The organism is Acinetobacter sp. YH16051 (assembly GCF_013417135.1).
GTDB lineage: Bacteria > Pseudomonadota > Gammaproteobacteria > Pseudomonadales > Moraxellaceae > Acinetobacter > Acinetobacter towneri.
Window position 1 is genome coordinate 1 of sequence record NZ_VPEN01000111.1, and the last position, 1516, is coordinate 1516.

Genomic DNA, 1516 nt, shown 5'->3' on the forward strand with positions numbered 1-1516 from the left:
CTGGTTGAAAAGTGGACTCAACGATATCACCTTGATCAAACCCCAAGGCAACGGACCTATCGATTAAAAACTTCTCCGGTATTGGATCTGATAGTGGTTCAGACCCAAGCCTTGTTTAAGCTAGAAAAAATTCGTTTATGCCTTTTAATCACCCTGCCAATGGAACACCGAGAGAAGTGTGATGTGAAACTGGCAGAAACATTGGTGAACACTGCCTTTGAGTTGAATAAGGACCAAAAAGAACAGTTTTGTTGTGTCCAGGAACGTAAAACACGGCTGATCTATGAAACTTCTAGCCCTAGAGGGGGAAGGATGCCAGCTTATGAGCTGGTTGAGCTGCCTTTTACGAAGGTTGAACGTAAGCAAAAAGAGCTAACTAAAGAAAAGGGTTGGACCTGGCGTTTACACAAGAATTTCATTCAGATAAAACAAGAACGAATTGAGCAGGCTTTTAAAGATTCTCAACGGGCAAAGAACAAGCAGCTCAATACCAAAGAGCTGGATATTCTATGGTCTATGGCCGGTTTCCGTGGAGTTCGTAATGATATCTTTAAGATAAATCGTTCCTTATACCCTTTAAGCCACAAATACCGAGATAAACCCTTGGATCTGGTTCCTCAAATTCCTCGATATACGATTAAATCAAAGCGTTTAGTGAATAATCTGGATGCAATGATGACCTTTCATCAATTGGAAAATTAGGTAGCTATGATGTGTCCCGAGAATTTTTCACTTTCTTTGATTTATAAGTATTTGATTTTATTTATTTTATTATTTAAGCTGCATTAAAAGGATTTTATATAAGTAATTGAAATTAAATATAAAATTTTAGGGACACATCATAGCTACCTTAAGCAAAAGTGAACGAAGATTTTTCATCAATTTTCAAACTAGGTAGGTATTATGTGTGATTGAAAAAACATCCTATACCTCAATTTTATTGGATTTCTCCCTCTGTTTTTCGTGTTTTGTAATGAAAGCTTCCATTAATACAGTCACATAACAAGATTCAGCTTCTTGATACGGTGTATTGTTGGCAATCATATTTTTAATCTTTTTAATATATGAAAGCTTTAATGTCCTGGCTCCATGATCAAACCAGGGATGATTATACTTATCGTTGAATAAGCGTTTTTCCAGATGATACAAATTCCCAATCTGCTGACGTACCCCACGGTAGCCTAAATAGCCCTCCAAGGCCCGGAAATGGCGTTCAAAATAGGCTTTCTTCTCATCCAGACTGGCATTTTTTTCAATCAGGCTCTGAAATCGTAAAACGACCCTTTTCCCTTGTTCTAGTTGTTCCTTATAGGCTTTATCAGTCAGACGCCAGGTCCAGTCTGTAGCGTGTTTTTCGTTGGTCCAATTCTTGGCTTGAAGCTCTTTAATGCTTTTCTTCGGCTTGGTCAGACGTACCAGTTCATATCTACCACAGCTGATTGGATTAACCTCACCAATGTAACTAAAAGACTCTGAACTTGGACAGATCTCAAAGATTTTACGGTTAATCTTCAAT

Annotated in this window: 1 protein-coding gene and 1 pseudogene; one reads left to right on the forward strand and one right to left on the reverse strand. The window is 37.9% G+C overall.

Going from position 1 to position 1516, the window contains the following annotated elements; translation table 11 throughout:
- On the forward strand, positions 1 to 702 hold a 702-nt coding region (locus FTV41_RS14665; RefSeq protein ID WP_218945210.1), incomplete at its 5' end, for a hypothetical protein.
- A 222-nt stretch (positions 703 to 924) separates the two neighbouring features.
- Here FTV41_RS14665 and FTV41_RS14670 read toward each other — a convergent pair.
- A pseudogene (locus FTV41_RS14670) lies at positions 925 to 1516 on the reverse strand (hypothetical protein); the annotation flags it as partial.